The organism is Variovorax sp. RCC_210 (assembly GCF_041355175.1).
Classification (GTDB): domain Bacteria; phylum Pseudomonadota; class Gammaproteobacteria; order Burkholderiales; family Burkholderiaceae_C; genus Variovorax.
Window position 1 is genome coordinate 1,579,701 of sequence record NZ_JBFUPJ010000001.1, and the last position, 25,129, is coordinate 1,604,829.

The 25,129-nt window shown below is 68.8% G+C and carries 23 protein-coding genes and 1 pseudogene; 6 read left to right on the forward strand and 18 right to left on the reverse strand.

Features of this window, described 5'->3' with window-relative positions; all coding sequences use genetic code 11:
- Positions 1–9: 9 nt before the first annotated feature.
- The 5 genes from AB6807_RS07455 to AB6807_RS07475 are packed head-to-tail and all read right to left on the reverse strand — an operon-like array spanning position 10 to position 6,216.
- Positions 10–930 carry a hypothetical protein gene (locus AB6807_RS07455; protein WP_371084054.1) on the reverse strand — a complete coding sequence of 307 codons (921 nt, stop codon included), beginning with the start codon at positions 928–930 and terminating at the stop codon, positions 10–12.
- Between the two features lie 10 nt (positions 931–940).
- A complete protein-coding gene (locus AB6807_RS07460) occupies positions 941–2,872 on the reverse strand; it encodes an iron-containing redox enzyme family protein (protein WP_371084055.1) in 1,932 nt (643 codons plus the stop codon).
- Between the two features lie 4 nt (positions 2,873–2,876).
- Positions 2,877–3,830, reverse strand: coding sequence for a fatty acid desaturase (locus AB6807_RS07465; protein WP_371084056.1), 954 nt, complete (start codon positions 3,828–3,830; stop codon positions 2,877–2,879).
- Complete coding sequence (locus AB6807_RS07470; RefSeq protein ID WP_371084057.1) at positions 3,808–4,632, reverse strand: sterol desaturase family protein; 825 nt, start codon at positions 4,630–4,632, stop codon at positions 3,808–3,810. Before AB6807_RS07470 ends, AB6807_RS07465 begins: the two co-directional genes overlap by 23 nt.
- Before the next feature lie 9 nt (positions 4,633–4,641).
- Complete coding sequence (locus AB6807_RS07475) at positions 4,642–6,216, reverse strand: phospholipase D family protein (protein WP_371084058.1); 1,575 nt, start codon at positions 6,214–6,216, stop codon at positions 4,642–4,644.
- Positions 6,217–6,370: 154 nt separating this feature from the next.
- Here AB6807_RS07475 and AB6807_RS07480 point away from each other — a divergent pair, with 154 nt between their 5' ends.
- Positions 6,371–6,943 carry a peroxiredoxin gene (locus tag AB6807_RS07480; RefSeq protein ID WP_371084059.1) on the forward strand — a complete coding sequence of 191 codons (573 nt, stop codon included), beginning with the start codon at positions 6,371–6,373 and terminating at the stop codon, positions 6,941–6,943.
- A 95-nt stretch (positions 6,944–7,038) separates the two neighbouring features.
- Positions 7,039–8,472 (forward strand): aldehyde dehydrogenase family protein, encoded by a 1,434-nt coding sequence (locus AB6807_RS07485; RefSeq protein WP_116907411.1) that lies wholly within the window; start codon positions 7,039–7,041, stop codon positions 8,470–8,472.
- A 114-nt stretch (positions 8,473–8,586) separates the two neighbouring features.
- On the opposite strand, the gene AB6807_RS07490 is transcribed toward AB6807_RS07485, so the two are convergent.
- Positions 8,587–9,516 (reverse strand): ZIP family metal transporter, encoded by a 930-nt coding sequence (locus tag AB6807_RS07490; RefSeq protein WP_371084060.1) that lies wholly within the window; start codon positions 9,514–9,516, stop codon positions 8,587–8,589.
- 11 nt (positions 9,517–9,527) lie between these two features.
- On the reverse strand, positions 9,528–10,163 hold the full coding sequence (locus tag AB6807_RS07495; protein WP_371084061.1) for a superoxide dismutase: 636 nt from the start codon (positions 10,161–10,163) through the stop codon (positions 9,528–9,530).
- Between the two features lie 194 nt (positions 10,164–10,357).
- Here AB6807_RS07495 and AB6807_RS07500 point away from each other — a divergent pair, with 194 nt between their 5' ends.
- The 4 genes from AB6807_RS07500 to glp all read left to right on the forward strand — a co-directional run bounded on the left by AB6807_RS07500 (position 10,358) and on the right by glp (position 14,381).
- Complete coding sequence (locus AB6807_RS07500; protein WP_371084062.1) at positions 10,358–11,095, forward strand: hypothetical protein; 738 nt, start codon at positions 10,358–10,360, stop codon at positions 11,093–11,095.
- Between the two features lie 111 nt (positions 11,096–11,206).
- On the forward strand, positions 11,207–12,379 hold the full coding sequence (moaA, locus tag AB6807_RS07505; RefSeq protein WP_371084063.1) for a GTP 3',8-cyclase MoaA: 1,173 nt from the start codon (positions 11,207–11,209) through the stop codon (positions 12,377–12,379).
- 14 nt (positions 12,380–12,393) lie between these two features.
- Entirely contained in the window at positions 12,394–13,038 is a 645-nt protein-coding gene (gene mobA / locus AB6807_RS07510) for a molybdenum cofactor guanylyltransferase MobA (protein WP_371084064.1), read from the forward strand.
- Positions 13,035–14,381, forward strand: a complete 1,347-nt coding sequence (glp, locus tag AB6807_RS07515) for a gephyrin-like molybdotransferase Glp (RefSeq protein ID WP_371084065.1) — start codon at positions 13,035–13,037, stop codon at positions 14,379–14,381. Before mobA ends, glp begins: the two co-directional genes overlap by 4 nt.
- Positions 14,382–14,391: 10 nt before the next feature.
- On the opposite strand, the gene AB6807_RS07520 is transcribed toward glp, so the two are convergent.
- From AB6807_RS07520 to AB6807_RS07570, 11 genes and pseudogenes are all read right to left on the reverse strand, one after another.
- Positions 14,392–14,898 (reverse strand): GAF domain-containing protein, encoded by a 507-nt coding sequence (locus AB6807_RS07520; protein ID WP_371084066.1) that lies wholly within the window; start codon positions 14,896–14,898, stop codon positions 14,392–14,394.
- Between the two features lie 28 nt (positions 14,899–14,926).
- Positions 14,927–15,922 carry an acetamidase/formamidase family protein gene (locus tag AB6807_RS07525; protein WP_371084067.1) on the reverse strand — a complete coding sequence of 332 codons (996 nt, stop codon included), beginning with the start codon at positions 15,920–15,922 and terminating at the stop codon, positions 14,927–14,929.
- Positions 15,923–15,942: 20 nt separating this feature from the next.
- On the reverse strand, positions 15,943–16,653 hold the full coding sequence (locus AB6807_RS07530; RefSeq protein WP_371084068.1) for an ABC transporter ATP-binding protein: 711 nt from the start codon (positions 16,651–16,653) through the stop codon (positions 15,943–15,945).
- Complete coding sequence (locus AB6807_RS07535; protein WP_371084069.1) at positions 16,643–17,368, reverse strand: ABC transporter ATP-binding protein; 726 nt, start codon at positions 17,366–17,368, stop codon at positions 16,643–16,645. Before AB6807_RS07535 ends, AB6807_RS07530 begins: the two co-directional genes overlap by 11 nt.
- Positions 17,365–18,459, reverse strand: a complete 1,095-nt coding sequence (locus AB6807_RS07540; RefSeq protein WP_371084070.1) for a branched-chain amino acid ABC transporter permease — start codon at positions 18,457–18,459, stop codon at positions 17,365–17,367. Before AB6807_RS07540 ends, AB6807_RS07535 begins: the two co-directional genes overlap by 4 nt.
- A gap of 19 nt (positions 18,460–18,478) precedes the next feature.
- Entirely contained in the window at positions 18,479–19,345 is an 867-nt protein-coding gene (locus AB6807_RS07545; RefSeq protein WP_116907400.1) for a branched-chain amino acid ABC transporter permease, read from the reverse strand.
- 47 nt (positions 19,346–19,392) lie between these two features.
- Positions 19,393–20,616 (reverse strand): urea ABC transporter substrate-binding protein, encoded by a 1,224-nt coding sequence (locus tag AB6807_RS07550; RefSeq protein WP_371084071.1) that lies wholly within the window; start codon positions 20,614–20,616, stop codon positions 19,393–19,395.
- 59 nt (positions 20,617–20,675) lie between these two features.
- Entirely contained in the window at positions 20,676–22,076 is a 1,401-nt protein-coding gene (locus tag AB6807_RS07555) for an amidase (RefSeq protein WP_371084072.1), read from the reverse strand.
- A gap of 222 nt (positions 22,077–22,298) precedes the next feature.
- Positions 22,299–23,710: pseudogene (locus tag AB6807_RS07560) on the reverse strand (amidase).
- Positions 23,707–23,943: a hypothetical protein gene (locus tag AB6807_RS07565; RefSeq protein WP_371084073.1), complete on the reverse strand. Its 237-nt coding sequence runs from the start codon at positions 23,941–23,943 to the stop codon at positions 23,707–23,709. The pseudogene AB6807_RS07560 and the gene AB6807_RS07565 overlap by 4 nt, the downstream one beginning before the upstream one ends.
- Before the next feature lie 118 nt (positions 23,944–24,061).
- Entirely contained in the window at positions 24,062–24,997 is a 936-nt protein-coding gene (locus tag AB6807_RS07570) for a helix-turn-helix domain-containing protein (protein ID WP_116907395.1), read from the reverse strand.
- Positions 24,998–25,129 lie beyond the last annotated feature (132 nt).

Genomic DNA, 25,129 nt, shown 5'->3' on the forward strand with positions numbered 1-25,129 from the left:
AGCATACGCCTATGCAAGTGGCTGCTCGTAGAGGGTCGTTTCCGGCGCGCCCGCCTGCTGCGCGTTCTGGGCCGCCTGCATGCGCTGGAGCAGGCTGTGCAGCATTTCGGTCGACAGCCCGTGAATCACCAGCCGGTGCCCCGCCCGCAGGGTCGACAGCGGCACCAGCGGGTGCTTGTTGTTGACCAGAATCAGGTGCTCCGGCGCGTTCAGGATCGTCGCCGTGTAGATGCCGATGGTTTCGTCCAGTTGCAAGGAGTTGGCGGCCCGCCAGAAATCGTTGTCCGTGAGCATCAGCTGGTACAGCGGCGTGAACAGCTCGATGGCGCTTTGCAGGTCGAGGAAGTTGAGCCTGCCCTGCGCCATGTCTTCCAGCCGCAGCCCCGGCTCCTTGATCATCGAGAAGTCGACGTTCTCGGCCTTGCACAGCGCCAGCCCCTTGTCGCGCAGCGCCGTGTTCAGCCGGATCACGAAATTGAACAGGTTCAGGTCGTGCTTCAAGAACATCTCGTCCTTCAGCGCGTCGATGTCGGCCGGCTCCAGCGGGTGGGTGCCCACCGGCGCCGGCGAGTTGCGCCCGATGAAGGCCAGCACCTGCGAGCCCAGGTGAAAGTGCCGCAGGATGAGCCAGTTGGCCTCGGGCGACACGAAACGCTTGAGCCCCCACGCCAGGAAGCGGTGCAGCAGCATCGAGTGCGACCAGTTGCGCGGCACGAACACCTTCACGACCTGGATCAGGATGATCGTCAGCCGCGCCAGCGGCCGCAGGAAAGGAAGCAGGTACTGCCGCGAACCCGAGCTCGAATCGGCCAGCCACGCCGCCTTCACGTTGTCGGGCAGCGGCGTGCTCTGGTCGAGGTACAGCGCGAGCCAGGGGCTGGGGTCGCGCTCGTCGTGCGCCTGGGTCAGGAAATCAGGTGTTCGGTCCATGGGGCGTTCATTAGGGCTTGAACTGGGTCATGCGTTCCGTGATGTGCTGGAACTGCATCAGGTACAGCGCCGCGGTGTGTCGCGCGGTGTCGGCAATCTGGCGTGCGGCGCGCGCCTGCCCTTCCACGGCCATCACCATTTCCACCGCCGTGAGCCAGCGGCCCAGGTGGTGCTCGTCGTTGTGGCCGTGGTACTCCAGGAAGCGGAAGGCGTCCGGCGGCAGCTTCAGGCTCGCCTTCAGCAGCGGCAGCAGCGCCGGCACGATGCGCTGGCCCGTGCCTTCGATGATGTAGATCGCGCCCAGCAGGCCGATGGGGTCGCGCGTGGCCGCCAGGCCGTGCAGGTAGGCGTTGAGCGCCTCGCCGCCCGGGTTGCGGCGCAGGTCCTCGATGCGCTCGACCGTGCCGCCGGCCTGGCGGTAGTCGCTGAACAGGATGTTGAAGTCGTTCTGCTCCTCGCCCGCGTGCACGCCGATCAGCGAGGCCAGCACCTGGTATGGCTCGCTCAGCGACGCCGCGCCTTCGCGCATCCACAGGCTGCCTTCGCGCACCTGCGGCACCCACTGTTCCATCCAGTTCAGGTAGTCGGGCACGGCGAAGCGGCGCTCGCGAATCTGCCGGACCAGCGGCGTGCGCCACACGCGCGAGCGGTAGTCGTGCCAGATGGCGGCCAGCTCGGTCAGCAAGGCGCCCAGGCCCTCGGGCGCGGCGGCCGGGTCGTGCGGGGGCGCGATGACGACATCGTCGTCGGCCACCGATGCCGCGCGCGGCACCACCGCCACGGGTGCGGCCTTTACTGAGTCCACGGCCTCCACTTCAAGAAGCATGTACGCCGCCATGAAGCGCCCCGACTCCGGCACGTAGCAGAAGATCTGCTCGCCCGGCTTCAGCGTCCTGGTGTGCAGGAACTCCGCCAGCATCACCAGGATCGACGCCGCCCCGGTGTTGCCGCGCCACGCCAGGTTGCTCCACCAGCGCTCGCGCGGAATCGACAGGTCGGCCTTGGCCATCAGGTCTTCGACCACCGGAATGAATTTTTCCGACGAGTAGTGGCACAGGAAGTGATCGACCCGCTTCGGATCGACCCAGCCGTCGCGCACCAGCCCCGCGTACTCGTGGATGCCGATGTCGAACAGGTGCGGCAGCAGCCGGATGTCCTGCCGCAGCGACAACGCGCCCGCCGCCTCGGCCTCGGCCCAGGAGCCGAAGTCGAGATGACCGCGCGCACGGTCCTCGGTCAGCCCCAATTGCATGCACACCGGGTAGTCGCCCGAGAACGCGCGCTGGTGCACCCACTTCAGCTTCAGCCGCAGCCCCGGCGCGCCGGCCATCGCGGGCGAACCCTCAGAGCCGTCGGACAGCAGCAAGGCGCCCGCGCCGTCCGACAGCATCCAGCGCAGGAAGTGCGAGTCGAAGTCGGTCTCGTAGCCGCGGGCCGCGAAGCGCGATCGCTTGAACAGCCGCGACGGCATCTCGCTGGCCACCGCCATCGCGCTGCGGTGCGCGCCCAGCTCGATGCCCTGCGCCGCCGTCTGTATCGCCGACACGCCCGCCGCGCAGATGCCGTGCACCGAGTGCGTTTCCATCGGCTGCGCAGCGAGCTCGCCCTGGATCATGTTGGCGAAGCCGGGCATCAGCGTGTCGCCGCCCGAGGAGCCGCTGGCCAGCAGCGACACGCGCGACAGCGGCGCCCCGCCCCGGCGCAGGCAATCGCGGATGGCGCCCGCGGCCAGTTGCGCGTTGGTGTGCTGCGTGACACCTTCCGTGTCGATGGCGTAGTGCCGCGTGAGGATGCCGTTCTCGGCCAGGATGCGCCGCTTGATGCGCGCCGACATGCGGTTCAGCGGCGCGATGTACGCGTCCATGCGGTCGTTGGGAACGGGCTCGCCGGGCATGAAGTAGCCGGCGCTTTCGAGGTAGACGCGATTGAATGAAACGGGCATGGGTTCAGCAGGAAGGTGAATCGGGAGGCATCAGCGGGCGGCTGCGAAAACGCGGCCACACGGTCCCCAGCACGAACACGCGCACCATGTACGGAACCAGCCCGCCCTCGTTGAGCACGGGCGCCACCTGCACGCGGTAGCGCGTGCGGTGCAGGTGCGTGAGCTCGGACCAATGGGCATGCGGGTTCTCGTGGTGTGCGGTGTGCAGGCCGATGTTGAACAGCAAGGGGTTCACCAGCCCCTCGAAATTGCGTGCGTAGTTCAGCTGGCTACCGCGGGTATCGCCGGGCGCCTCTTCGTGCGAGCTGCCGGGGCCCTTGCGGCCGTCCGCATGCGCGTGCTGCAGGTAGTTGGTCGCCAGCAGCCAGTGCAGCCCATGCAGCTGGGGAACGATCACGAAGAGCAATGCCTTGCGCCAGTCGAGCGCCAGCAACACCGCCCAGCTGGCCAGCCACAGCGCGTACTGCGCCATGCAGTAGCGCCAGGCGCCGCGCCGGTGCAGCCTGAGCCGCGCGAGCCATGCGACGAACACCGGCACCAGCACCCACACCGCCTGGAACGGGTGCAGCAGGTAGCCCCACGCGTGGTTGGTGTCGCCGCCGAAGCGGTAGGTGCGCGCCACGTCCTTCGGCCCATGGCGATGGCGATGGTGGTTGGCCACGTGCGCGGGCCAGAAGACGAAGGTCGGGTGGCCCTGCAGCAGCGTGATCCAGAAGTCGGTGAAGCGGTTCATGCGCCGGCCGCGCCACATGCGCAGGTGCACGTGGTTGTGATGGATCACGCCGATGCCGAGCGTGAGGAACAGCATCAGCGCGTACAGCACTGCGTCGAAGCCGCGCACCCATTGCCACGCCGCTAGCGCCGGCAGGGCCACGAGGTAGGCCAGGCTCTGCCAGTCCCGCCTGTTGCGCAGCCTCGGCAAGCGATGGCGCGCGTCAGGGGGTGGTCGCTGCGCCATGCTTCTCGGGAGCGGTCTTGTGAGCGTTCTTTTGAGCGTTGTCGCGCGCGTTCTTGTGGAAGGCCTGGAACAGCGGCTCGGCCGCATCGGCTGCGATGCGCGTGCGAAACAGCCGGTCCATGAACGTGAACTGAAAACCGTAGTTGCCGTTGTGCACGGCATGGTGCAGGTGGTGCCGCCGGCTGGCCGCGAACCAGTGGCTGTACGACACGCCCGTGAAGAAGTCGTAGTTGGAGTGCCCCACGCAGTTGAAGAACAGGCTGAACACCGGCACCGCCGCCAGCGACCAGAAGCTGAAGTCGTGCAGCACCATCGGCAGCAGGATCACGTTGCCCAGCATCAGCGCCTCCAGGGGATGAAAGCTGTACGTGGCCCAAGGCGTGGTCACGAAGGAGCGATGGTGCGGCCCGTGAAAACGCCGCAGCCAGCGCGTGTGCAGCAGCCGGTGGTTGAGCCAGAAATGCACGTCGTTCCACAGCGCCAGCACGGCGATTTCGAGCACGACCTGCCGCCACCCCGCGTCGCCGTCCAGCCGCGCCCAGCCCAGCTGCAGCAAGCCCCACGGCACCACCATGCCCAGCCCGAAGATCAGCACCGACACGCCCGACTGGCCCAGCTCGCGCCGCAGCTGCCCCGGCTGCAACGCGCGCGGATCGAGCACGCGCCCGATGCCCAGCGCCGGCAGCACGCGCTTCGTCAGCAGCCACGTGAGGCCGCCGAACGCCGCGTAGATGCCGCCGAAAAAAAGTACGCCCCACAGCATGACCTGCAGGGCGGACAACGAGGTAAAGGTCTGCGCCATCCCCCGAGGCTACAACAGCATCTCGGGAACGATGGGTGCGATGAGCATGTTGTAGAAGCGCTGGAAGAAACCCGCCTCGGGCTCCGCGGTGAGGATCACCTCTTTCTCGCCGTCGTTGGTCAGCCACTGCAGCGTGCCGGTGCCCTTGGCGAGCCGCAGGCGGTAGGAGTTCTGCAGCTTGCTGATGTTGATGATGCGCAGCATCTCGCGCGCCAGCTGCGGGCTGTCGACCACCAGCCCCATTTCCGTGTTCTGGCTGGCCGAGCGCGGGTCGAGGTTCATCGAGCCGATGAAGATGCGCGTCTTGTCGATGGCCGCCGTCTTGGCGTGCAGCCGCCCCAGCGACTTGCCGAACATGCCGAAGCGCTCGCCCTTGCTGGTGCGCTGCGGGCTCAACTCGTACAGGTCGGCGCCGCTGGCCAGCAGCCGCTCGCGGTAGCGCGCATAGCCGGTGTGCACCAGCGGCTCGTCGTTGGCGGCCAGCGAGTTGGTCAGCAGCGTGAGCTTGACGTTGCGCTTTCTCAGCTCCTCGAAGGCGGCCATGCCGCGCTCGCCGGGCACCAGGTAGGGCGAGGTCATGTCGACCTCGGTCTTGGCGTCGAGCATCAGGGCCCACACCTTCATCGTCACGCTGGTGGAAATGGCCTCGTCGGCCGTCATGGTCGCCGGCTTGGTGGGCGGGTCGGCAATGGCGCGGGCCTCGCCCCACAGCAGGCCCATTCGGCCGGCGTCGAGTTCTTCGGCGATGGGGCCGTAGCCCAGGATGTCCGAAGGCGGCAGCACGATCTTCGGCGGCGGCGCGGCCATGCCGACCCAGCTGTCGAAGTCGGCGGTGCCGGGCTTGTGGCCGCCCTCGCCCGTCACGATGTCGGCAATGGGCCAGACCTGCACGCTGTTCCAGTAGGCGTCGAAGATCTGCTCCAGCTGCGGCACCACCTTGCCGACCACCAGCGCGTCCATGTCGATGAAGTTCTGCGCCTCGCTCAGCACGAAGTACTCGTCGGCGATGTTGCGCCCGCCCACCACCGCCATCACGCCGTCGGCGATGAACAGCTTGTTGTGCATGCGGTGGTTGAGCCGCACGATGTCGAACGGCGACGCCGCGAAGCGCGACAGGAAGCCGTTGCGCCCGCAGCAGAACGGGTTGAACAGGCGCACGTCGACGTTCGGCGTCTCGGACAGCGCCAGCAGCAGCTGCTGGCTCTTCACGGTGTACAGGTCGTCCACCAGCACGCGCACCTTCACGCCGCGCGCGGCCGCCTCGCGCAGGGTGCGCAGCAGCAGCCGGCCCACGGCGTCGTTCTCGAGCTGGTAGTACTGCACCACCAGCGAGCGCTGCGCGCGCTGGGCGAGCTGGATGCGCGCGTCGAGCGAGTACACGCCCAGCGGCATCAGCCGGAAGCCCGAATGCTCGTCGGGCGGCGTGGAGGCCGCGGCAATCTTCGCCAGCGTGGTGCCGGGGTCGGCCGAGGCGGCGAACTCGGCGGGCCGCTCGCGCGTGGGCGGCAGCGAGCTGCAGGCGGCCAGCGCCGCCATCAGGAAGCCCGCGAGCGCGATGCGCAGGAAGGAGAGCGAGGCGTTCATGACGATGAGTGGTCCAGGTGATCCAGGTGATTCAGTCGGTTCTTGCGGGTCGGCCGTTGCTTCAGGTACGTCCGCCGGCCGGCGGCGGTTTCAGAAGCCCTTGCGCGGGGTGGCCGGGCCTAGAATTCCCGCCACACCGCACCGGAGTTACATCATGGCCCGTCCGACCCCCTCGCGCATCGCCCTGATGACTGTTTTTGCAGCCCTCTCGGCCCTGTCCCTCGTTTCCCGCCCCGCCTGGGCCGCGCTGGACATCGGCGACCCCGTCCCCCGCTTCACCGCCGACGCCGCCCTGGGCGGCAAGACCTTCCGCTATTCGCTGAACGACGCGCTCGCCAAGGGCCCGGTGGTGGTCTATTTCTTTCCGGCCGCCGACTCGGCCGACTGCTCCATCGAGGCCCACGCCTTCGCCGAGGCCATCGACAAGTTCGCCGCGCTGGGCGCCACCGTGATCGGCGTGTCGGCGGACGACATCGGTACGCTGTCGAAGTTCTCGGTCAAGTCGTGCCAGAGCCGGTTCCCGGTGGCGTCCGACGAGGCCAAGAGCGTTATCCAGGGCTTCGATGCCCTGATGCAGACCCGGCCCGACTTCGCCAACCGGCTGTCCTACGTGGTCGCGCCGGACGGCAAGGTGGCTTACTACTACCAGAACCTGAACCCGGACAAGCACGTGGAGCGCACGTTGAACGCGTTGCGGGCGCTGCCCAAGGCCACGGCGGCCAAATAAGGAAAAGAAAACGAAGGGCAGGCCCGGGCGCAAGCCCAGGGCCAGCCGCTTCGCCCGGCCACGGATTCGGCGCGCTTCGCGCAAAATCCTGCCCCATGCAGCTCAACTACATCGCCAACGCGGACGTTCCGTCCTCCTCCGGCCGCACCCTGCCGGTCATCGACCCCTCCGACGGCCAGGCCTTCGACGAAATCCAGCGCAGCAACGCCGCCGACATCGACTCCGCCGTGCGCGCCGCGCGCGACTGCTTCGAGGGCGTGTGGCACAAGGTGAGCGCCGCCGACCGCGGCCGCCTGCTCTACAAGCTCTCGCAGAAGATCGCCGAGCACGTCGACGAGCTCGCGCTCATCGAGCAGCGCGACTGCGGCAAGCCCGTGAAGCAGGCCCGCGCCGACGCGGTGGCGCTGGTGCGCTACTTCGAGTTCTACGCCGGCGCCTGCGACAAGCTGCACGGCGAAACCATTCCCTACCAGGACGGCTACAGCGTGTTCACCTGGCGCGAGCCACACGGCGTCACCGGCCACATCATCCCGTGGAACTACCCGATGCAGATCTTCGGGCGCAGCGTGGGTGGCGCCCTGGCGGCGGGCAACGTGTGCGTGGTGAAGCCGGCCGAAGACGCCTGCCTGTCGCTCATTCGCGTGGCGCAGCTGGCGGCCGAAGTCGGTTTTCCGGCCGGCGCGCTGAACATCGTGACCGGCTACGGCCACGAGGTGGGCGACGCGCTGGCGCGGCACGAAGGCATCGATCACATCAGCTTCACCGGCAGCCCGAAGATCGGCACGCTCATCCAGCAGGTGGCGGCCGAGCGGCACTGCCCGGTCACGCTGGAGCTGGGTGGCAAGAGCCCGCAGATCGTGTTCGCGGACGCCGACCTGAACGCCGTCATTCCGGTGGTCATCAACGCGATCGTGCAGAACGCCGGCCAGACCTGCTCGGCCGGCTCGCGCGTGCTGATCCAGCGCGACATCTACGAGCCGCTGCTCGAGCGCCTGGGCCACGCCTTCGAGGCCCTGCGCGTGGGCCCCGCGGCCATGGACCTCGACGTGGGCCCGCTCATTCGCCAGACGCAGCAGCAGCGCGTGTGGGACTTTCTGAGCGACGCCCAGCACGCCGGCATTCCGATGGTGGCGCAGGGCGTGGTGGTCGAAGAGGCGCCCGAGACCGGCTTCTACCAGGCTCCCACCCTGCTGCGCGACGTGCCCGTGGGCCATCGGCTGGCGCAGGAAGAAGTGTTCGGCCCGGTGCTGGCGGCCATGTCTTTCACCGACGAAGACGAAGCCGTGGCGCTGGCCAATGCCACTCAGTTCGGCCTGGTCGCAGGCGTGTGGACGCAGGACGGCTCGCGCCAGTTCCGCATGGCCAAGCGCGTGCGCAGCGGCCAGGTGTTCATCAACAACTACGGCGCCGGCGGCGGCGTGGAACTGCCGTTCGGCGGCGTGAAATCCTCGGGCTACGGCCGCGAAAAGGGCTTCGAGGCGCTGTACGGCTTCACCACGCTGAAGACCGTCGCGGTCAAGCACGGCTAGGACCTGGCGCTCCCCCAGGCTGCGCGCACTTCGTGTCGCTTCGCCAACCCCCTCGCCGGGGGCGACACCTGCGGCCCGGCGAAGCCGGTTCCGCGGTGTCCCACGAAGGGACACCTACCCCAGCGCGGTGTCCAGCAGCATCATCAGCACGAAGCCGATCATCAGCCCGCTGGTGGCAAAGGCCTCGTGCCCCTTGCGGTGCGATTCGGGAATGATCTCGTGGCTGATCACGAACAGCATCGCGCCCGCCGCGAAGCCCAGGCCCCAGGGCAGCAGCATGGCCGAATGGCCCACCACGGCCGCGCCCAGCACCGCGCCCAGCGGCTCCACCAGGCCCGAGGCCATGCCGATCAACACCGCGAAGACGCGGCTGTAGCCCGCGGCCAGCAGCGCCACGGCCACCACCAGCCCCTCGGGCACGTCCTGGATGGCGATGCCCGTTGCCAGCGCGTCGGCGCGCAGGCCGTTGTTGGCCGCATAACCCACGCCGATCGCCAGCCCCTCGGGCACGTTGTGCAGCGCAATGGCGAACACGAAGAGCCAGGTGCGGCGCAACTGCTTGGCCGTCTGCCCTTCGCGGCCCTTGATGAAGTGCTCGTGCGGCAGCACGCGGTCCATCAGCATCAGCACGGCGCCGCCCAGCAGGATGGCCGAGCCGATCACGCCGCCCGCGGCCCAGTTGCCGCCGCCGAACACGCCCACGTTCCTGGCCGCCTCCAGCCCCGGAATGATCAGGGAGAAGGCGCTGGCTGCCAGCATCACGCCGGCGCCGAAGCCGAACAGCGTGTCCTGCAGCCGGTCGGGCAGCTTCTGCGAGAACAGCACCGGCAGCGTGCCCAGCGCGGTGGCCAGCGCCGCGACCGAGCCGCCCACCAGCGCACTCCACACCAGCGGATCGGCGCGCACGAACTGCCAGAACTGCGAGGCCGCCACCAGCACGCCGGCCGCCACGATGGCCAGGCCGATCCATTCGCGCGCCGGACGCGCCGGGCGCGGCGGCTTGCGTTGCGCTCCGGGCACCGTGGCCTGCAGGGGGTCGTTCATGCGCGTGCTCCTCAGCCGCCGGTGGCCGCGGCGTGGCGCCGGGCCACCTCGGCCCAGCTCACCACGTTGTAGAAGGCCGCGATGTACTCTGGGCGGCGGTTCTGGTACTTCAGGTAGTAGGCGTGCTCCCACACGTCCAGCCCCAGGATGGGCGTGTTGCCCGAGCCGATGCCGCGCATCAGCGGGCTGTCCTGGTTGCCGCTGCTTTCCACGGCCAGCTTGCCGCCCGCGCCCACCGACAGCCAGGCCCAGCCGCTGCCGAAGCGCGTGAGCGCGGCCTTGGTGAAGGCCTCCCTGAAGGCGTCGAGGCCGCCCAGGTCGGTGTCGATGGCCTGCGCCAGCGCACCCGTGGGCGCACCGCCCCCGCCCTGGCCGACCGGCGCCATCACGCGCCAGAACAGGCTGTGGTTGGCGTGGCCGCCGCCGTTGTTGCGCACGGGCGCGCGCAGCGCCTCGGGCAGTTGCTCGACGCCGGCGATGAGCTCTTCGACCGGCACTTCCGCATGCGGCGTGTCTTTCAGCGCTGCATTCAGGTTGTTCACATAGGTCTGGTGGTGCTTGCCATGGTGGATTTCCATCGTCTGCGCGTCGATGTGCGGTTCGAGCGCATCGAAGGCATAGGGCAAGGCTGGCAGGGTGTACGGCACGGTCGAAAGCTCCTAGGTTGGAAGAGCCCTTTGCGTTGTCGACGGTGCTTGCGTACTCAGGCAGACAAATGATAGGAATTCTCATTGGCTACGTCAAGACATCGGCGACGCGTTGATTCAAACCGGCCAATACAAGAAGCTTTTGGCAACGATCGATACACTGCCTGCGGTACGTTTTTAGGGAGATTCCAACGATGAAATCCACGCGCTTCCTTCCGCTGTCACTGTCCCGTTCGCTGGCCGTTGCCCTGCCGTTTGCCCTGCCGTTTGCCGTGCTGCTGGCCACCGGCGCGGCCGGCGCCCAGACCGCCAACCCGCCCGCGGGCGACTACATCTTCGAGCGCGGCAGCGGCGCCCTGCGTGTCAAGGCCGACGGCCATTTCGACATCACCACCATCGGCGCCAACGCCCACACCTGCGCGCTCGACGGCACCATCGTGCGCGGCAAGGCCAAGATCGACGACACGGCCTGCGTGGTGAGCTTCGCGGTCAGTGCCGACAAGGTGCAGGTCAGCACCAACGGCGTCGACCAGTGCCGCGAAAGCTGCGGCGCGCGCGCCACCTTCGAAGGCACCTACACCCGACCCACCCCGGGCTGCACCGACAAGGCCGTGGCCGGCGCGCGCAAGAGCTTCAAGCGCCAGTACGACGCCAAGGACTACGCCGCCGCCCGCACCACCCTGACCCCGGTGCTGGCGGACTGCGCCCCGACGCTCGACTGGATCACCACGGGCTGGATCCGCAACGACGTCGCGCTGGCGCAGCTGCGTGCCGGCGACCGCGCCGCCTGCCTGCAGACCCTGCAGCCGCTGGCCGAGGACGCCGCGCTGAGCGACGACGGCATCAAGGAAAACTACCCGCCCGCCGACGCCGAGATCTACCTGCCCGTGGTGCGCGCCACCCGCACCAACCTCAAGCTCTGCCGTAGCTGACGGCAGGGTCAGCCCCGGCTGAAGGCGGGCGATGCCGCGGGTATGTGCCAGTAGCCTGCGCCGAACGGGCCCATGGTCGATGGCGCAAAATCGGGCCTCCCCCCTGAAGCCATGAAGAACAGCAGCAGCACCGTCATTCCGATTTCCGCCGTCGGCCACGCGCGTCCCGCCGTGGCCGTGCCGGACATCGCCGTGCCGGCCACCGGCGCGCTGCACGACCGCCTGGGCCGGCCCCTGACCGACCTGCGCATCAGCGTGACCGACCGCTGCAACTTCCGCTGCAGCTACTGCATGCCCAAGGACGTGTTCGACAAGGACTACCAGTACCTGCCGCACAAGGCGCTGCTGAGCTTCGAGGAAATGACGCGGCTGGCCCGCCTGTTCGCCGGTCACGGCGTGCGCAAGATCCGCCTCACCGGCGGCGAGCCGCTGCTGCGCAAGAACATCGAGGGGCTGATCGCGCAGCTCGCCGACATTCGCACGCCCGGCGGCGAGCCGCTGGCGCTCACGCTCACCACCAACGGATCGCTGCTGCAGCGCAAGGCCGCCGCGCTGAAGGCCGCCGGCCTGCAGCGCGTGACCGTGAGCCTCGACAGCCTGGACGACGCCGTGTTCCGCCACATGAACGACGTCGACTTTCCGGTGGCCGACGTGCTGGCCGGCATCGACGCGGCGCTGGCCGCGGGCCTGGGGCCCATCAAGGTCAACATGGTGGTCAAGCGCGGCACCAACGAGCAGGAAATACTGCCGATGGCGCGCTACTTCCGCACGCACCACGGCGGCAAGGTGGTGCTGCGCTTCATCGAATACATGGACGTGGGCGCCACCAACGGCTGGCGCATGGACGAGGTGCTGCCTTCGGCCGACGTCGTCGCGCGCATCCACGCCGAATTTCCGCTGGTGCCGCTGGAAGCCTCCACGCCCGGCGAAACCGCGCAGCGCTGGGCGTATGCGGACGGCGGCGGCGAAATCGGCGTGATCAGCAGCGTGACCCAGGCCTTCTGCCACGACTGCAGCCGCGCGCGCCTGTCCACCGAAGGCAAGCTGTACCTGTGCCTGTTCGCCACAGCTGGCCACGACCTGCGCCCGCTGCTGCGCGGCACGGCGAGCGACGACGACATTTCCTCGGCCATCGGCCACATCTGGCAGGGGCGCGCCGACCGCTATTCCGAACTGCGGGCCCTGCGCGGCCCCGAAGGCGACCACGGCCCCAGTGCGGGGAATGCAGGCGACGCTGGCGACAAGCCGCCCCGCCGCGTCGAGATGAGCTACATCGGCGGATGACGCAGGCGCCCGCCATGCCTGTGCACGCCATCGCGCCTGCCGACATCACGGGTTTGCTGCTGGCCGGCGGACGCGGCGCGCGCATGGGCGGCGTCGACAAGGGCCTGCAGCCCTTCCACGGCGAGCCGCTGGCGCTGCATGCCATTCGCCGCCTGCGCCCGCAGGTGGGCACGCTGATGGTCAACGCCAACCGCAACCGCGCCGCCTACGAGGCCTTCGGCGCGCCCGTGTGGCCCGACAGCCTGGCCGACTTCCCCGGCCCGCTCGCCGGCTTCCTGAGCGGGCTCGAACACTGCGCCACGCCCTGGCTGCTGACCGTGCCCTGCGACACGCCGCTGTTCCCGCTCGACCTGGCGGCCCGGCTCGCCGAAGCCGCAGCGAGTTCCGGCGCGGACATCGCCATGGTCGCCGCGCCGGAAATCGCCGAGGCCGGTGCCGACGCCGTACCTGTGCTGCGCCCCCAGCCCGTCTTTTGCTTGCTGCGCACAGACCTGCACGACAGCCTGCGCCGCTACACCGAGGCCGGCGGCCGCAAGGTGCAGGCCTGGGCCGCGCAGCACCGCACCGTGCGCGTGCCCTTCGACCGCCCCGGCGACGCGCCGCAGGCCTTCTTCAACGCCAACACCCTGACCGAGCTGCACGCGCTCGAGAACCGATGAGCCGCATCGCAGACATCGCCACCGCCCTGCCGGGCTACGACGCCGCCGACCTGAGCGTGGAGGCCGTGCACGCCTTCCTGCGGCAACTGACGGCGCAGGCTGTGGTTGCGCAGCGGGAGAGCGTGACGCTGTTCGACGCGCTGGGCCGCGTGCTGGCCGAGGACATCGTCTCGCCCATCAGCGTGCCGCCGCACGACAACTCCGCCATGGACGGCTACGCCTTCGACGGCGCCGTGCTCAGGCCCGACGCGCCCAGCGACGCATCGATCACGCTGCGCGTGGCGGGCACGGCACTGGCCGGCGCGGCATGGCGCGGCGCGCTGGGCGCCGGCGACGCGGTGCGCATCATGACGGGCGCCATGATGCCGGCCGGGCTGGACACCGTGATCCCGCAGGAGTTCTGCAACGTCGAGGGCGACCGCGTGCGCTTTCCGGCGCACGTGCTGCGCCGCGGCGACAACCGCCGCTTCGCCGGCGAAGACCTCATGCAGGGCCAGCCCGCGCTGCGCAAGGGCGAGCGACTGTCGCCGGCGGCGCTGGGCATGGTCGCGAGCCTGGGCCTGCCCGGCGTGAACGCGCTGCGCCGGCTGCGGGTGGCGTACTTCTCGACCGGCGACGAAATCCTGAGCCTGGGCGAGGCCCCGCGCGAGGGCGCGGTGTACGACAGCAACCGCTACACCGTGTTCGGCCTGCTCACCCGCCTGGGCTGCGAGGTGATCGACCTCGGCCTGGTGCGCGACGACCCCGCCACCCTGGCCGCCACGCTGCAACGCGCCGCCCGCGAAGCCGACGCCATCGTCACCAGCGGCGGCGTCAGCGCGGGCGCGGCGGACCACACGCGCGACGTGATGCAGCAGCTGGGCGACATGGCCTTCTGGCGCGTCGCGATGCGCCCGGGGCGGCCGCTGGCCGTGGGGCTCATCCCTCGTGCCATCTCTCGTGCCATCCCTCGTGTCGTCCCGCATGAACCCGTGCCGCAGCCGGCGCTGCTGTTCGGCCTGCCCGGCAATCCGGTGGCCGTGATGGTGACCTTTCTGGCCTTCGTGCGGCCGGCCCTGCTGCGCATGATGGGTTGCCACGAAACAGCCTGCGCCCCGCCGCCCCTGCTGCGCGCGCGCAGCACCGGCCCCATCCGCAAGAAGCCGGGCCGCACCGAATACCAGCGCGGCTTCGTCAAGCCAGTGGCCGGCGCGTTGCCGGAAGTGACCGTGGCCGCCAACCAGGGCTCGGGCGTGCTGAGCTCGATGGTCGAGGCCAACGGCCTGGTGGTGCTGCACCACGCGCAAGGCAGCGTCGCGCCGGGCGACGAGGTCGACGTGATGGTGTTCGACGGGGCGATCTGAGCCGGGCCGGCTAGCCTCGCGACCCCGCGTCGTGGGCCTGCTCATCGAGCGCCCGCTCCTCCAGCCGGGTGACCACCTGCTGCGCCAGGAACCGCAGCTGCTCGAGCGCCTCGGGGCTGATCTCGCGTGGCCGGGTGTCGATCACGCAGACCGTGCCCAGCGCCTCGCCGTTGCGCATCACCAGCGGCGCGCCCGCGTAGAAGCGGATGCTGGGGTCGCCCGTGACCAGCGGGTTGGCCTTGAAGCGCTCGTCGGCCAGCGCGTCGTTGACCACCATCACCTGGTCCGGCACCTGGATGGCATGTGCGCAGAACGCATGCTCCCGGGGCGTTTGCGCCGCGTTCAGGCCCACGCGCGACTTGAACCACTGCCGCCGCTCGTCGATCAGCGAAATGAGCGCGATCGGCGTGCCGCACATCTGGGCCGCCAGGCGGGTGATTTCGTCGTAGGCAGCCTCTTCGCTCGTGTCGAGGATGGCCACTCGGCGCAGTTCCGCCAGTCGGGTGATTTCGGTCATGCGGCGATTATCAGGCCCTCGAAAGTATTCATGGCACCAGGTACGTCTTCAAGATGCCCGCGCCCACCGTGTATTTCGGGTCCACGAAGTTGCCCAGCCGCACCTTGCCGCACTGGCTCAGCATCATGTAGGCGTCCCAGCGGTCGTAGCCGTACTCGGCCTCCATCCACAGCACCAGCTCCTTGTAGGCGATGCGGGTCGCGTCTTCCAGCGGGCGGGCGCTGCCGATGGCCATGATCATCCCGGCCGTTTCCAGCCGCGGCCACTCCAGCGTCCAGCCCTTGACGAGGTCGACGCGGATGGTCGTCAGGCTCGGGTACTCCACCGCCGTGCCGCACACCTCACCGTCGCCCTGGCAGGCGTGCGCGTCGCCGATGAACAGCCGCGCGCCCGGGGTGCGCACCGGCAGGTAGGTGATGCTGCCGGGGCCCATGTCGGGCAGGTCCATGTTGCCGCCATGCTGGTCGGGCGTGAGGCTGTTGATGGAGTCGATCTCGGGCGAGCAGCTCAGCGTGCCGATGTGCGGCCTGTAGGGCAGCGTGACGCGCTTGCTCCAGTACACGCCCTCCTCGTCCACGTCGATCTTGCGGGTGATCTCGGGCAGCGAGTCGCCCAGCAGCGCGGTGAAGGCGGTGCCGCTCAGGGCGCCGAACTGCGGAATCATGCAGCAGGTGCCGCGCGGGTTGGGGCCGCGCGGCGCCATCGACTCGATGTGCACCGCCAGCGTGTCGCCGGGCTCGGCGCCCTCGACCATGATCGGCCCGTTCTGCGGGTTCACGAAGGGCATGGTCAGCACCTTCGAGGGCAGGTCTTGCTCGGTCTTGACCTTGCCGTCGAAGGCGTCGCGTGTTTCCACCACGATGCGGTCGCCGGGCTTCACCGTCATCACCGGTTGCGAATACGGGCCGATGGTGAAGTGGAAGGTGCCCTGCTTCGCCTCGGTGAGTTCATGCGTGACGATGCTGCGTTCGCGGCCGATGCCGCGCGTGTGCATGATCGATTGGTCGAGCCAGCTCGTGGTCATGGTGGTGTGCCCTTGCGTTGTCAGATCATCAGGTGGTTGCGCACTGTCTGCGCGTTCATGTGGCCCGGCTCGATGAGGCCCACCACGCGGCCCTTCTCCATCACGTAGGCGCGCTCGCCCACGTCCAGGATGGTGTCCAGGTTCTGCTCGACGAACAGAATCGTCGTGCCCAGGTCGCGCCGGATGGCGCGCAGCACGTCGCAGATCAGTTGCACGATGGAAGGCTGTATGCCTTCGGACGGCTCGTCGAGCAGCATCAGCGCCGGGTTGCCCACCAGCGCGCGGCCGATGGCCAGCTGCTGCTGCTCGCCGCCCGACATGGTGCCGGCCAGCTGGTTGCGCCGCTCGGCCAGGCGCGGAAAGTACTGGTACACCAGGTCGGGCAGCTTCTTGCCCTGCGGCCCGCCGACCAGTTCGCCCACCATCAGGTTCTCGGCCACGGTCATGCGCGCGAACACCTCGCGGCCCTGCGGCACGTAGCCGATGCCCAGCCGCGCGCGGGCGTCGCTCGACAGCGCAGACACCTCCTGCCCGCGCAGGTGCACGCTGCCGCCGCGCGTGCGCAGCAGGCCGATCAGGCAGCGCATGGTGGTGGTCTTGCCCACGCCGTTGCGCCCGATGAGGCTCACGATTTCGCCCTTGCGCACCGTGAGGTCCACGCCCTGCAGGATGGGCGTGGCACCGTAGCTGGCGCGCAGGCCCTTCACGTCGAGCACGACTTCAGTGTTCATTGGTCTTCCCCAGGTAGATCTCGGCCACGCGCGGGTCGGCGATCACCTCGCCGATGGAGCCCTCGGCAAACACCTTGCCGAAGTGCAGCACCGTCACGCGCTGCGCGATCTGGCGGATGAAGGCCATGTCGTGCTCCACCACCAGCACCGTCATGCCCTCGGCGTTGAGCTTCTGGATGAGCTCGCCGGTCTTGAAGGTTTCCTCGGGCGACAGACCCGCGGTGGGCTCGTCCATCAGCAGCAGCACGGGCTTGAGCGCCAGCGCCATCCCTATCTCCAGCCACTGCTGCTGGCCGTGGGCCAGCTCGCCCGCGGGCTTGGCGGCATCGGCCGCGAGGTCGAGCAGCTCCAGCAGCCGGTCTTCCTCGCGCGTGAGTTCGGCGCGGCCCGCCACGTGGTGCTGCAGCGCGATGTGGATGTTCTGCCGCACCGGCAGTTCCTTGAACACGCTGGGCGCCTGCATCTTGATGCTCATGCCCTGCTGCACGCGCTGGAACGGGCGCTTGCGCGTCACGTCCGCGCCCTGGAAGGCGATGTGGCCCGAGGTAGCCTCGTGCGTGCCCACGATGAGCTTGAACAGCGTGCTCTTGCCCGCGCCGTTGGGGCCGATGAGGCAATGGATTTCGCCCTGCTTCACCGACAGGTCGACATCGGACACGGCCGCGTGGCCGCCGAAGTGCTTGGTGAGCGAGCGGGTTTGCAGCAGCGTGGTCATGCGCGCACCTCCTGTCCTTCGGCCACGGGCTGCACGGCGCGCTCTTTCACGACACCGCCGCCGCGCCGCGCGAACACGCGCCGCACCGCCTGCACCACGCCGATGACGAAGCCCTGCGGCGCCACCATCACCGTGCACAGCAGCATCGCGCCCATCAGCAGCAACGCCGCCTGCTGGCTGTACACCGTGATCGTCTGGAACGCCCACAGCACCAGGAAGGAGCCGACCAGCGTGGCCGTGATGTCCCCGCGCCCCGAGAACGCCACCCACACGATGGGCATGGCCGCCGCCGGCAGCCCGATGCTCGCGGGCGTGATGAACTGGCCCCACGAGGTGTAGAGCACGCCGCTCAGCCCCGCCAGCGCCGAGCCGATGACGAAGGTGGCCAGCTGGTACTTGCGCACGTCGTAGCCCAGCAGCTCGGCGCGCTGCGGGTCTTCGCGCACCGCGACGATCACGTTGCCGAAGCGCGAGTTCAGCAGCATGCGCAGGCCGATGTACACCACCACGATCAGCCCCACCACCAGGTAGTAGAGCGGTATGCCGTCGAAGTACAGCGTTTCGCCGCCCGGCAACGGGAGGTTCAGCGGCGCCATGTCCTTCATGCCGTTGAAGCCGTTGAGCCGCGCGCTGCCGATGTGCCATTCGGGCCCTGCCGTCTGCCCCAGGAAGAAGGCCAGCACCAGCGTGGCCGACAGCGTGACGATGCCGAAGAACACGCCGCCCACGCGCCCCCAGATCATGAAGTAGCCCAGCACCGCCGCGGCCAGCGCCGAGAGCAGCAAGGCCACCAGCAGCGCGAGAAAGGTGGTGCCCGCCTCGCCGCCCAGGTTGATGGCCAGCACGCCGTAGCCGTAGCCCGCGATGCCGAAGAACAGCGTCTGCCCGAAGGACAGCATGCCGCCGTAGCCCCACACCAGGCACAGGCCCATGGCCATGAACACCCAGGTCAGCAGGTAGGCCATGTTGCCCACGTCGTAGGCGTCGGCCACCAGCGGGTACAGCAGCACCGCGGCGAGCACCGCCAGGAAGGGAAGCCAGAACACGCGCGTGCTGCCCAGCGTCTGCGGTCCGTTGATGAGTTGGAACATGAAGAATGACTCCGTCGGTTCAGCGTGTCTTGCGGGCCAGCCAGCCCGAGACGCCTTCGGGCAGGATGCGGATGACCACGATCACCGCGAGCAGCATGCCGATCTGTCCCACGATCTGCCCGCCCCAGCCGTTCAGCCCGGTGCGGATCACCGCCAGCAGAATGCCCGCCGGCGCCGTGCCCAGCAGCACGTTGGCGCCGCCCACCACCACCGTGACGAAGCTCTCGACCAGAAAGGCCGCGCCCATGGTCGGTATCAGCGTCATGGTGGGCGCATAGAGCGCGCCGCACAGCCCGGCCAGCGCCGCGCCGATGCCGAAGCTCAGCGCATACACCCGCCCCACCCGCACGCCGGTGGCCTGCGCGATGGACGCGTTCTGCATCGTGGCCCGCGCATGCACCCCGAAGCGGGTGCGCATGAACACGAAGTAGATGCCGCCGAGCACCGCCACGGCGGCCGCGAACAGCACCATGCGGTACACAGAGAAGGTGTAGCCGCCCACCACGAAACTGCCCTCGGGCGTGCCGATGCCCGTGACCGACGAGCCCACCGTCAGCAGCATGCCCTGCGTGACGATCAGGCTCAGGCCCCAGGTGGCGAGCAGCGAATCGAGCGGGCGCTTGTACAGCTTGCGCACCAGGCTCCACTCCAGCAGCACGCCGATGAGCCCGGCGGCCAGCGTGCCGCACAGCTGCGCGAGCGGCAGCGGAAAGCCCGCATGCACCAGGCCCACCGTCACGTAGGCCCCGCACATGATGAACTCGCCGTGCGCCATGTTGATCACGCCCATCATCCCGAAGACGATCGCCAGGCCGGCGGCCGACAGGATGAGGAACGCGAACACGTCCGCGAACTGATAGAAGAACGAAAAGATTTCGGCGAACACCGCAAGGTCCTCTCAAGTGCGCAGGGGAAAGACGCGGGGGCTGTACGTCAGGACTTCTTCGGCAGGTCCGACGGCGTGTACTGCTTCTTGTCGTTGTTCTTGGTGAGGTCGCAGCCGATCTTGCCGAGCCAGTAGGGCTGGATGGTCCCGTAGTCCTTCAGCACGTTCACCTTGTGCTTCTCGTCCACGGCAATCAGGCGCATCTGGTGCGAGGCGTGCTGGCTCTTGGGGTCGATGCAGACCTTGCCCTCGCCCGCGTCGATGCAGGCCTCGCCCGCGGCGATCACCTTGCGCAGGTCGGCCAGCTTGGTCGACTTGGCCTTCTCGACCATGGTCTTGTACATGTACAGCGTGTTGTAGGCGTTGTAGCCCATGTCGTTGATGTACGGCTCGTTGGGGAACTTGGCGTGCCAGCGCTTCTTGAAGTCGGTGGCGGCGGGCGAGTCGATTTCCTCGAACCAGTTGGCCGTGGCGTGCATGCGGTTGAGCGCCGGCGGCGCGAAGCGCTTGTGCTCGAAGCCCAGCATCACCTTCACCGACGAGCCCATCGGCAGGTTCAGCTTGGCGGCGGCGGCCTGCTCGAAGAACGAGTCCTGCGCGGCGCCCACGTTCAGCATCAGCAGCCAGTCGGGCTTGGCCTTCTGGATGTTCTGGATGGTCTGCGCGAACTGCGACACGCCCAGCGGAATGAACTCTTCTCCGACCACGGTGCCGCCGATGTCCTTCAGGATCGAGCGGTTCCACTCGGCGCTGATCTGGCCGAAGTTGTAGTCGGCCGCCACCACGTAGACCTTCTTGCCGAACTTCTCGACCATGTACGGAATGAGCGTGGAAAACTGCTGCTCGGGCACCGCGCCCATGCTGATCATGTTGGCGTCGCACACGCCGCCTTCGTACTGGTTGGTATAGAAGTACGGCGTTTGCGTGCGGTCGACAATCGGGCGCACCGCCTCGCGCGAGGCCGAGGTGATGCCGCCGATGAGCACGTCGACCTTGTCCTTGCTCAGCAGGCGCCGCGTGAACTCCTGGTAGCGCGCGTTGTCGCCCTGCGGGTCGAGGTGAATCAGCTCGACCTGCCGGCCCATGATGCCGCCGGCCTTGTTGATTTCTTCCACGGCCAGCAGCGAGCCGTTGAGCTTGGGCTTGCCCATGAAGGCGAGGTCGCCCGAGACGTCTTCCATCAGGCCGACCTTCAGCGGGTCGGCGGCCCATGCGGAGGTGGCGAGCGCCACCGTGCAACCCAGGGAGACAAGCGCGTGACGTAGTTTCATGGTGATGTGCTTTCGAGGGATGTGATGAAGAAACGAAATGGGTTCGGAGCGGGAACGCTTCAGACCGCCGGGTGCTTGCGGTGCCAGTCGGTCGCCTGCTGGAAGGCGGCGCCCGCGCGCACCAGCAGCGCCTCGTCGAAGTGGCGCGCCACGAACTGGAAAGCCACCGGCATGCCCGCGGGCGTGAAGCCGCCAGGCAGCGTGATGGTCGGGCTGCCGGTCATGTCGAAGGGGCAGGTGTAGCGCAGCATCGCGGCCATCAGGTCGGCATCGACGCCCATCTGCGCCATGCGCTCCATGGTGGGCGACGCGATGCCCGTGGCCGGAATCAGCAGCAGGTCGATGTCCTGGAACATCGCCCTCACCTTGCCGCTGAAGTCATGGCGGCGCAGCACGATCTTCTGGTAGTCGACACCGCGCTGCGCCAGCCCCAGCTCGACCAGCCCGGCCACGGCGGGGCCGTACATGTCCTTGCGCGAGGGGTAGGTTTCTTCGTGCACCACGGCGGCCTCCATGCCGCACAGCGGGAACCAGTCTTCGATGGCCTGCGTGGGGTCTGGAAAGCGCACTTCGCGCACCTCGCCACCCAGCGACTTCACGGCGGCCACGGCCGCGTCGAACACGGCGCGCGTCGGCGCATCGACGCCTTCGGTGGCCCAGCGCGTGTCGATGCCCACGCGCAGCCCGGCCAGGCCCTTGGCCATGTCGGCGAGGTAGTCGGGCACGGGCAGCAGGCTGGCGGTCGGGTCCTTCGCGTCGGCGCCGGCAATGGCGCCCAGCATCGCGCCCGCGTCGGCCGCGCTGCGCGTCATGGGGCCGATGTGGTCGAGCGTGGCGGCCAGCTCGAAGGCGCCGTAGCGGCTCACGCGGCCCCAGGTCGGCTTCAGGCCCGTGAGGCCGTTGGCGGCCGAGGGAAAGCGGATGGAGCCGCCGGTGTCGGTGCCCAGCGAGCCGTAGCACAGCCCCGCCGCCGTGGCCACGCCCGAGCCGCTGGACGACACGCCCGGCCAGTGCGCCGCGTTCCACGGGTTGACCGGCGGCGACACCGAGGGGTGGTGGTCGGCATAGGCGCTCTCGGTGAGCTGCAGCTTGCCGAGAATGACCGCGCCCGCCTCGCGCAGCTTGCGCACCACGGTGCCGTCTTCGGTGGGCACGAAGTCCTTGTAGAGCGTCATGCCGGCGGCGGTGGGCACGCCCTGCGTCCAGCACAGGTCCTTCACGCCCACGGGCACGCCCTGCAGCGGGCCGCGCAGCTCGCCCTTGGCAATCTCGGCATCGGCGCGCGCGGCTTCGGCCAGGGCCGAATCGTTCATCGTGCGCACGTAGCTCTTCAGCGCGCCGTCGAGCTGGTCGATGCGCGCGAACTGCGCCTTCGTCACTTCGACCGACGACAGTTCGCGGGACTGGATGAGGCGGCCGACTTCAAGAAGCTCGAGGTAGTGCAGATCGTTGTTCGACATGGCGGGAGGACTCCGTTCGTTGTGTCAGTTGGGTCAGTTGGGTCGGGTGGTGTCGGGTGGTGTCGGGAACAGGCTCTGGGAGCGCTTTGGAAGCACGTTGGAAGCACGTTGGAAGCACATTGAGAACAGGTACCGAAGTTATCGGCCGGCGGCGGCGGGCGCTTTGCTGGCAGCGCCATTGCGATGTGCTGGTTCGGTCAGCCGCTGGTTTTCAGCCCAGGGTCAACCCAGCCGGGGCGCGCGCAGGTGGAAGGCGCTCGCAAGCTGGAAGGCATGCCCGGCGCGCAGCAGCGTGGCCTCGGCAAAGGGCCGGCCGATGAGCTGCATGCCGATGGGCAACCCGTCGGGGTCGAAGCCGCAGGGCACGTTCAGCGATGGCAGGCCCGTGAGGCTGGCCACGCCGGTGAACTGCATGATGGCCGAGAGCATGTCCTCGGGCTGGCCCGGCACGATTTCCACCGTGGTCTCGCCCATCCGCGTGGCCACGAACGGCAGCGAGGGGCAGACGAACACGTCCACGTGGCGGAATGCCTCCAGGAATTCGCTGCGCAGCAAGGCGCGGTAGCGCTGGGCCTGCAGGTAGTGCGTGGCCAGCAGCAGCTCGCCGGCCTCGAGCAGCGTGCGCACGTCGTCGCCGTAGTCCTGCGGACGCTCGCGCAAGGTGCGCTGGAGGTAGGTGCTGGGCTCGGCCGACTCGATGGTGAGCTGCGCCGAGATGTTGCCGTGGATGTTGCGGATGTCGACATCGACAGCTGCGCGCCCAGGTCGACGAAGGTGGCCAGCGCTTCTTTCACCGCGTCGTGCACGGGCGCCTGCAGGTGCTCGAAGAAATAGCCCGGCACCACGCCGATGCGCAGGTGCTTGCAGCCGTCGGCCAGGTCTTTCAGGTAGTCGTCGGTGGTGCGCTGCGCGCTGCCCGCGTCCTTGGCGTCGAAGCCGGCGATGGCGCCGAACATGAGCGCGCAGTCTTCCACTGTGCGCGTCATGGGGCCCACGGTGTCCATGCTCCAGGCGAGCGGCACCACGCCGTGGTTGCTCACGCGGCCGTAGGTCGGGCGCAGCCCGACGATGCCGTTGACCGCCGACGGCAGGCGAATGGAGCCGCCGGTGTCCGTGCCGATGGCACCGAAGCACAGGCGCGCCGCCACCGCCACGGCCGAGCCGCCGCTGGAGCCGGCGGGAAAGCGCGTCGGGTCCCAGGGGTTGCGCACCGCCCCATAGTGCGGGTTGGCCGAGGTTCCGCCCCACGCGAACTCGTGCATGTTGGTCTTGCCGATGAACACCGCGCCCGCCTGCCGCAGCCGCGTGGCGACGGTGGCGTCGGACGCGGGGAGCCAGTCGGCCAGCACCTTGCTGCCCGCGGTGGTGCGGGTGCCGCGCACGGCGACGTTGTCTTTCAGCGCGATCGGAATGCCCTGCAGCGGGCCGAGTTCGTGGCCCGCGCCCGAGAGCAGTTCGGCGGCCCGCGCGACCTGCAGCGCCTGTTCCTCGAACACGGTGATGAAGGACTTCAGCACGCCGTCGTGCTGGCGGATGCGCGCGAGCGAGGCTTCGACCAGCTCGACCGGCGACAGCTTGCGCTCCCGCACCAGCCGCGCCGCCTGCGAGAGCGTGAGTTCGAGCACGTCGCTCATTCGCCGCCCTCCGGCGCTTCGTGAGCGTGCGTGAACATGGTCACCGGCATGAGCGCCTGGTGCGCGGGCTCGCTCATCTTGCGGCTCAGCTCGTTGGCCGCCGGAATCCAGGCGGACAGGATCGCCTCGACCGCCGCGAGGCGTTCGGGGCTTAAGTCGAGCGCGGCGCAGCGGGCCAGCGCCGCTACATCGACCTCGACAGCGACATGCCCTGCGGGCGGTGGGGTTTGCATCGTCGTCTCCATGCGTGAAGGGTTGGCTTCACGATAGGGAACCACGGCAGCAAGGGCTTGGCTGCCGGCGCCAATGCATTGGACTGGAACCGCCAGCCGCGGCAACGACCCCGTGCGCTCAGTGCCGGCGCAGCAGCGTCTGCGGCGTCACGCCGTAGGCCTTTTTGAAGACGCGGCAAAAGTGCGACATGTCGCTGAAGCCGTGCTGGAACGCCGCCTGCGTCACCTGCCGCACACGCCCTTCCATCAGCGCGCGGTGGCTGGCCTCGAGCCGCTGCTTCCACAGCCATTGAATCGGGGTGGTGCCCTGCTCGGCGAACACGCGCGCCAGGGTGCGGGCCGAGACGTTCTGCGCGCGGGCGATCTGCTCGACATCGAGCTCGCAATCGTCCAGGTGCGCGGCGATGTAGTCGCGCGTTTTCTGGAACAGCGCGCTGTGGCCGGAGCGCGCCGCGTCGGTGCCCGCGGCCTGCACCTGCAGCACGGTGGAGAGCATGTCGAGCAGCGAGCTGGCCAGGCTGGCCTGCATGCCGTCGAGACCCGACAGCTCGAGCACCGCGGCCTCGCGGATCATGGTGCCCAGCAGCCGCGCCACCGGGTGGCCCTCGGCCAGGTGCATGGCCGTGAGGTGGTGCGCCTCGGGCACGCGGCACAACAGCTGCATGCGCGGAATGCGCACCAGCAGCGCCGACTCGGGCGCGAGGTCGAAGGTGAAGGGGCGCGCCGCGTCGTACAGCACGATGTCGCCGTTGCGCTGCACAACGCTGCGGCCCGACTGCGACAGCACGCCCTGGCCCGAAACCATCAGCCCCAGCATGAAGTCTTCGTTGGGGCCGCTGCGCAGGCACTGGGCATCGCGCTCCCACAGGCAGCGCGGGGACGACATTTCGGCGAGCGTGAGGCTGCCCAGCGAGCGCACCTGGAAGCGCGCATTGAAATGGGCGCGGTCGGGCACCAGGCTTTTTGCGGGAATGAAGTGCCTGCAGACCACGTCGCTCCAGTAGTCGAAGCGCTGGCTGGGGTCGACCGCGTCGGTGGTGTAGTCGAGGTTCATGCTGCGAGGGAGTGAGTGGCCGCGAGGCGGTAACTGGCCGGTGGCGCCCCGGTTGCTGCCGACGGCGCCACGCTCACATCACTCTAGCAACAACCATGCCCCTTGCGCAGGGGCCCGACCCTGAGACGGATG